The organism is Lactiplantibacillus sp. ME-2 (genome assembly GCF_022549155.1).
GTDB lineage: Bacteria > Bacillota > Bacilli > Lactobacillales > Lactobacillaceae > Lactiplantibacillus > Lactiplantibacillus plantarum.
The window spans coordinates 1-6,335 of record NZ_JAKZEQ010000066.1; the positions used below are offsets into that span (position 1 = coordinate 1).

At 35.4% G+C, this 6,335-nt stretch carries 6 protein-coding genes; all 6 read left to right on the plus strand.

Annotated elements, in window-relative coordinates:
• Positions 1 to 331: 331 nt before the first annotated feature.
• The 6 genes from MMY95_RS14700 (at position 332) to MMY95_RS14725 (ending at position 6,151) form a co-directional block, all read left to right on the plus strand.
• Complete coding sequence (locus tag MMY95_RS14700) at positions 332 to 565, plus strand: hypothetical protein (RefSeq protein WP_003642932.1); 234 nt, start codon at positions 332 to 334, stop codon at positions 563 to 565.
• Positions 566 to 955: 390 nt separating this feature from the next.
• A complete protein-coding gene (gene clpL / locus MMY95_RS14705) occupies positions 956 to 3,070 on the plus strand; it encodes an ATP-dependent protease ClpL (protein ID WP_003642931.1) in 2,115 nt (704 codons plus the stop codon).
• Positions 3,071 to 3,437: 367 nt separating this feature from the next.
• On the plus strand, positions 3,438 to 4,034 hold the full coding sequence (locus MMY95_RS14710; protein WP_003642930.1) for an accessory gene regulator AgrB: 597 nt from the start codon (positions 3,438 to 3,440) through the stop codon (positions 4,032 to 4,034).
• Positions 4,015 to 4,143 carry a cyclic lactone autoinducer peptide gene (locus tag MMY95_RS14715; RefSeq protein WP_003643585.1) on the plus strand — a complete coding sequence of 43 codons (129 nt, stop codon included), beginning with the start codon at positions 4,015 to 4,017 and terminating at the stop codon, positions 4,141 to 4,143. Before MMY95_RS14710 ends, MMY95_RS14715 begins: the two co-directional genes overlap by 20 nt.
• 9 nt (positions 4,144 to 4,152) lie before the next feature.
• On the plus strand, positions 4,153 to 5,415 hold the full coding sequence (locus tag MMY95_RS16125) for a GHKL domain-containing protein (protein ID WP_003642929.1): 1,263 nt from the start codon (positions 4,153 to 4,155) through the stop codon (positions 5,413 to 5,415).
• Positions 5,408 to 6,151 carry a LytTR family DNA-binding domain-containing protein gene (locus MMY95_RS14725; RefSeq protein WP_003646220.1) on the plus strand — a complete coding sequence of 248 codons (744 nt, stop codon included), beginning with the start codon at positions 5,408 to 5,410 and terminating at the stop codon, positions 6,149 to 6,151. Before MMY95_RS16125 ends, MMY95_RS14725 begins: the two co-directional genes overlap by 8 nt.
• Positions 6,152 to 6,335: the final 184 nt, after the last annotated feature.

A 6,335-nucleotide genomic window follows, 5' to 3' on the forward strand; every position in this document is an offset into this window, starting at 1 on the left:
ATTCGTTTTTCCTCAGATTATACCTGAATTTTTAGTTTTCAGACAGTCCCTAGTTATGATGACAAGGTTGTAATCATGAGTTTTGTTGTGAGTTATTTTTCTCATAAATTAACTTCAAAGTTTCATAGTAATTAGGATATTTAGAGATCGATTTTTGATTAGTAACCATCAATGCATATTATACTGAGCTGAACATGAATACTAGTTATTTAGTTTTTACTGAATAGCTGACTCCTTAATGTGGACTTACGCCGTCAACAATGAGAAAAACAAACACATAGATTCACTGACGAATAAATAAACCTGAATTCTTTGAACGGGAGACTTTAATTTGAGTGTTGAAAATAATTATTGTAAATTACAACAAGCGCATGATCAAAAATGTCGAGTCTCATTACGGTTTTATAAAACAAATGGGCAGATGGCCGAGACAGTTGGCTATGTCACTACGATTGTACCGAAAGCAATTGCATTTATGGCAATTACTGGTCATCGGCACCTTATCCAACTCAATAGAATCATTACTGTGAGTTTACAGTCCCAAGACCGCCGTTACGTCATGTAATATGTTTTGGTTTATGATTTCACACGTGTGTCATGATTGCTAGTATTGATATTTAAGTGGCAATATTAACGATAACTAGTTGGCCTTAACTTGATACTGGGTGTGCTTTTTGAGTCGCAGTCTCTTAAATTAAAATTGGTCTGGAAAGTAACTTGTTAATTCAAGTTCTTTATCAAGGGCTATTAAATAGGGAACCTTGTAGGGAAATCAATTCATTTTATGAAATTGATTTCTCTTTTGTTTAAACAAAATTATTCTAATTATTTCTAATTGATTCTATAAGCACTTTACTTAACGATACATAAAAATCGTGATACGATTCAGTTGTAGTTTTAAAGGATATTATGGTCACTAAGTTACACATATAAATTTTTATGGAGGTGTTGTAATATGGCAAATTTCTACGGAAATGATCCTTTTTTCAACAATGATATGGATGATGTTTTCAATCAATTATTTCGGCGCATGGATAATCAAAATTCGGAGCGTGCACGGTATTTAGTTAATGGACAATCGCTGACACCGGATGAGTTTGCTCAATACCGAGCAACTGGTAAGCTACCCCAAAATAATAAAACAATAGAAGTATCTAAAGATGGTAAACAGGCTGTTAAAAAAGGGGGGATTTTAGAAAAGTTAGGGACTAATTTGACGGAACAGGCTCGTGATGGATTACTAGATCCAGTGATTGGACGTGAGAATGAGATTCAAGAAACTGCAGAAATTTTGAGTCGTAGGACGAAAAATAATCCAATCTTAGTTGGTGATGCTGGTGTAGGTAAAACTGCAGTCGTCGAAGGTCTGGCACAAGCAATTGTGGCTGGTAAAGTTCCAGAAACGATTCAAGATAAAGAAATCTATTCGATTGATTTATCGTCTTTGGAAGCAGGAACTCAATATCGCGGTTCTTTTGAAGAAAATATTAAACAGCTAGTAAAGGAAGTTAAAGCAGCTGGTAATATTATTCTATTCTTCGATGAAATTCATCAGATTATCGGCACGGGCGCCACTGGTGGTGAAGATGGTGGCAAAGGATTGGCTGATATCATTAAACCTGCTTTGTCACGTGGCGAGCTGACTGTAATCGGGGCTACGACTCAAGATGAATATCGCAATACTATTTTGAAAAATGCGGCTTTGGCACGGCGATTCAATGATGTTGTGATTAATGAACCGACGGCCGCTGACACTTTACGTATATTACAAGGTGTTAAAAAGCTGTACGAAAAGCATCATCATGTTGTATTACCAGATGATGTTTTGAAGGCGGCTGTGGATTATTCAATCCAATATATACCACAACGCACTTTGCCAGATAAAGCTATCGATTTGATCGACATGACTGCGGCTCATTTAGCGGCTAAAAATTCGCAAACTGATGTTGAGACATTGGATCAACGCGTTAAAAAATTAGAGGCAGCTAAGGAGGCCGCCGTTAAATCGGAGGACTTTACAAAAGCCGCTGATATCAAGAAGTCGATCGAGGAAACCAAGCAAAAAATTAAAAAAACGGATCAAAAAGAAAAAATCACTGCCACGATTGATGATGTGGCACAATCGGTTGAACGTTTAACTGGTATACCAGTTGCTGATATGGGCGCTAATGATATTGAGCACTTGAAAAATCTTGATAAGCGTCTGAAAAGTAAGGTAATCGGTCAAGATGAAGCGGTTGAAATGGTAGCGAAGGCAATTCGGCGTAACCGTGCGGGCTTTTCAGAGGGTGATCAGCCAATTGGAAGTTTTCTGTTTGTGGGCCCAACTGGCGTAGGAAAGACTGAATTAGCTAAGCAATTAGCCTTAGATATGTTTGGAAATAAAAATGCGATTATTCGGCTAGATATGAGTGAATATGCTGATCGTACAGCTGTGTCGAAATTAATTGGTACCTCGGCTGGATACGTAGGCTATGAAGATAATGCTAATACTCTAACCGAACGGGTTCGGCGTAATCCATATTCCATTGTATTATTAGATGAAATTGAAAAGGCTGATCCACAAGTATTAACGTTACTGTTACAAGTGATGGATGATGGGCGCTTAACGGATGGACAAGGCAATGTCATTAATTTCAAAAATACGATTATTATCGCTACTTCTAATGCTGGCTTTGGTAATGAAGCATTAAGTGGTGACAAGCAACGAGATCAGTCATTAATGGATAAGTTAGCACCATTTTTCCGCCCAGAATTTCTGAACCGTTTTAATGGAATCGTGGAATTTTCACATCTGACTAAGCAAGACTTAAGTCAAATTGTCGATTTGATGTTGGCGGATGTACAAAAAACGTTAGCCAAAAAATCCATCAAACTTGAGGTAACTAAAGCGGCCAAAGATTGGCTGATGGAACAAGGCTATGATGAAGCGATGGGTGCGCGGCCATTACGGCGAGTAATTGAACAACAAATTCGTGACAAGGTAACGGATTTCTACCTTGACCACTTAGATGTCAAAAACTTGAAGGCTGATTTAGTGGATGCTGAGATTGTGATATCGGCAGCTTAGCTTAAATCAGTGTTCATAAATAACTTTATGTAAGAGGAGATTGCTTGATAGATCTCCTCTTTTCGTTGATTTTCACCATTTGATATTAATCTATTGAGTAATGTGAATTAGTGAAATTAAGTCTAGTTTGACTTGTAATCTAAGGAAAAATTAAGGGGGAGTATCGATGAAACTGATTTATATTAACGATCTTTTTACATGAAACTTTAGTTTCGTATGAATAATTAAACTGATGTATCTTTAAATGTTTATTTCTAGTCTTAAAACAATATTGAATAATTAATATATTTATGTATTCTTTTCAATTAATTAATACTGTTTTAAACTGTTGATACAGGTATGTATTTGAGCATTATAGGAGTGGGATATGGAAAAGCCAGAACAAAAACTATTGCTTTATAAATTAAGCGATCGGTTATTCGCTGCGATTCAAAAGAATCTTCAACTAGAAAGACGGCAGGCATTACTAGTTAAACTAGGCATTGATACTGTATTAAATGTTATTCCTAAGCTGATAATTACTATTATCTTAGCGTTGCTGCTACACGAGTTGGTCCCAGTGTTAGTTTTTATGGGTAGTTTTTTAGTTTTGCGTGGCTTTGCCTATGGACGTCACTTGAAATCGGATTTGTTATGTACGATATTAACTATCTTTGTGTTTGTGGGTGTGCCGTATGTGATTGGAACTGGTATTTCTGAAGTATACAGATTGTTATTAAGTTTAATATTTGTAATAATCATAAGTATTTTTGCTCCAGCTGATACGGTAAAGAATCCTATTACATCGAAGTCATTGAGAAAAAAATTAAAGCGACGGGCAATTGGATTGTCATTAATTTTGAGTTTGTTACAAATAGTTAGTAATAATTATTTTGGCACAATCATTTTAATTGCGATGGCATTAGCCGCTTTATTACTAATGCCCTATGAAAGGAGGGAAAATTATGAAAGAAAAAATGTATAAAGTACTTAGCCATCTTTTTCAATACGTAGGTACTAAACAGTTGGTTATGTGCTGCCATGGGATATTATTCGAAACTAAAATTCCTGATGAATTAAAAAGCAAGGATTAGTGTAGATATATGTTAATGATTGTCTTCCAAGAATTATCTATCTATTTGATAATTAAATCTTTGTTGAGAAATATATTTTTTGTGAGACTTTTTGATGTTATATTCTTATCCGTCTGTATGCTGATGAGTTATATTTTTTTAGCAAAGTTAGGAATTAGTTTTTCTTTTTTAATGTTAATGATGTTTATATTTTTCACTTGGTGGTATGTACGAGTTCTAAGCGGTGCACTATGTATAACATTTCAAGTGTTCATATGGTCGATTATGGTTGACCATATTTGTGATATATTAACTCGTTTAATGAAAGTTCCTAATGGGTATGTGGTAGTGTTTGTCATATTGAGTGTCGTAAGCTTAATTTTTCTTAATATTGTAATGGATCGCACGAATTTCAGTCCCACGTTTAGTAATCAGAGCTTAAATCGCATAACCGCACTATTATTAATGATAATATACTTGTATATTATGTTGAGTGAAGGTCTGGAAAATCAGTTCCAGGTTATATTAAGTAATTTAATTATATTGTCAGTTGTAATGGGGTTAGTATTGGTGATTTATAACGAATATTTAAAAAATGTAAGAGCCAAATATGAAGTCCAAAAGCAAAGAATACAAATACAAAATGATACTCGCTATATGAATGAAATCGAAGCTCACTATAATGAGTTGCGACGTTTCAGACATGACTATCAGAATATGTTGATTTCGATAGATGAATATTTGAAAACTGATGATTTAGAAGGTTTACAAGAATATTATCAAAAGAATCTTGCACCGGTTTCAAATCGGGTGTTAAAAGAAAAATATAATCTTGAAGATTTGAGTCGGGTCAAAGTGAAGTCGATTAAGAGTATCCTATTTAGTAAGTTGAGCTATGCACAATCGCAAGAGATTGAAGTTCATTTTGATTTAAAGGAACCATTAATTGACATTACTGTTAATGAATTGGATTTAGACATTGCATTAGGGATTATGTTGGATAATGCAATCGAAGCATCGGTAGGACATGCTGATGGAGAGATTATGAGTGCCATTTTTATCGAAAAAAATAGTACGGTGTTCTTGATTCAAAACAATGTTTTTGAACAGTTACCACCCTTATGGAAGCTGAAAGAGGCAGGTTATTCCACTAAGGGCAAGAATCGGGGGATTGGATTGAATAGTTTAAGTAAGATTGTTAATCGCAATGAGAACATGATACTCGAAACCAGAGTCTTAGGAGCGGTATTCTTACAACGCTTGACGGTGAAGCGAGTATCTCAGAATGATTAGTGTCTACATTTGCGAAGATGATCCGAAACAATTACAACAAATACGGCAAATCATTACTAAGGTAATCGTCGATCAACAGCTAGACATGAGTATCTGTTTAGCATGCCAAGATCCCCACGAATTGTTAGACAAGGTTAATGCACAGCAGCCTCAAAAGGCAATCTATGTGTTAGATATTGCCCTTAATTCAGATATTAATGGTATTCAACTAGCTAGCCAGATTCGTGACATGGGCCGTCGCAGCAAGATTATTTTTATCACGACACACACGGAGTTATCTTTGATGGTGTTTCAATATCAAGTTGAGGCATTAGATTTTATTCTTAAGGATTTTCCAGATTCCTTGTATGAGCGATTTAGCAAGGTTTTACACGTGGCGCAAGATCGTTTTCAAACCGATGAAAATGACCAAGACGACTATGTTCAAATAAAAATTGGTGAGACGGTCAGATCAATTAATGTTAAAAGCATTATATTTTTTGAAAGTTCAACCAGTCCCCATAAAATCGTAGTCCATTTGGATGATGGTGAATTAGAATACTATGGACTGTTAAAGGACGTTCCTGATTTGAGTCCTAATTTCTATAGGTGTCATAAGTCATATGTTGTTAACTTGAAACGCATTAAGTCATTGGACAAGCACTTGCGACGATTAACCATGACAAATGGTGAAAAAGTGCTTTGTTCTGCACAAGCTAATCGTTATCTAGCTAAATGGCTTGCTAAAAAGTCATAATAGTTCCAAGGAAGTCGCCTGCTAAATTAGTAGGCGACTTTTTATGTGCTACGCGATGAAAATTCAGCGTTATTCGATTAGAAATTGCAGTGATATTTGTTAGCATTACGTGTACTGGGTTCGTTCTTTCGTAAGCACCCAATAACAAACCGGCTATAATTACGCACTTCAGTGCGATAGAATC

Bases quoted from the DNA above. Each gene is read 5' to 3' on its own strand.
- clpL (WP_003642931.1), top strand. From the start codon at position 956: ATGGCAAATTTCTACGGAAATGATCCTTTTTTCAACAATGATATGGAT.
- MMY95_RS14725 (WP_003646220.1), top strand. From the start codon at position 5,408: ATGATTAGTGTCTACATTTGCGAAGATGATCCGAAACAATTACAACAA.
- MMY95_RS14715 (WP_003643585.1), top strand. From the start codon at position 4,015: ATGAAAGAAAAAATGTATAAAGTACTTAGCCATCTTTTTCAATACGTA.
- MMY95_RS16125 (WP_003642929.1), top strand. From the start codon at position 4,153: ATGTTAATGATTGTCTTCCAAGAATTATCTATCTATTTGATAATTAAA.
- MMY95_RS14710 (WP_003642930.1), top strand. From the start codon at position 3,438: ATGGAAAAGCCAGAACAAAAACTATTGCTTTATAAATTAAGCGATCGG.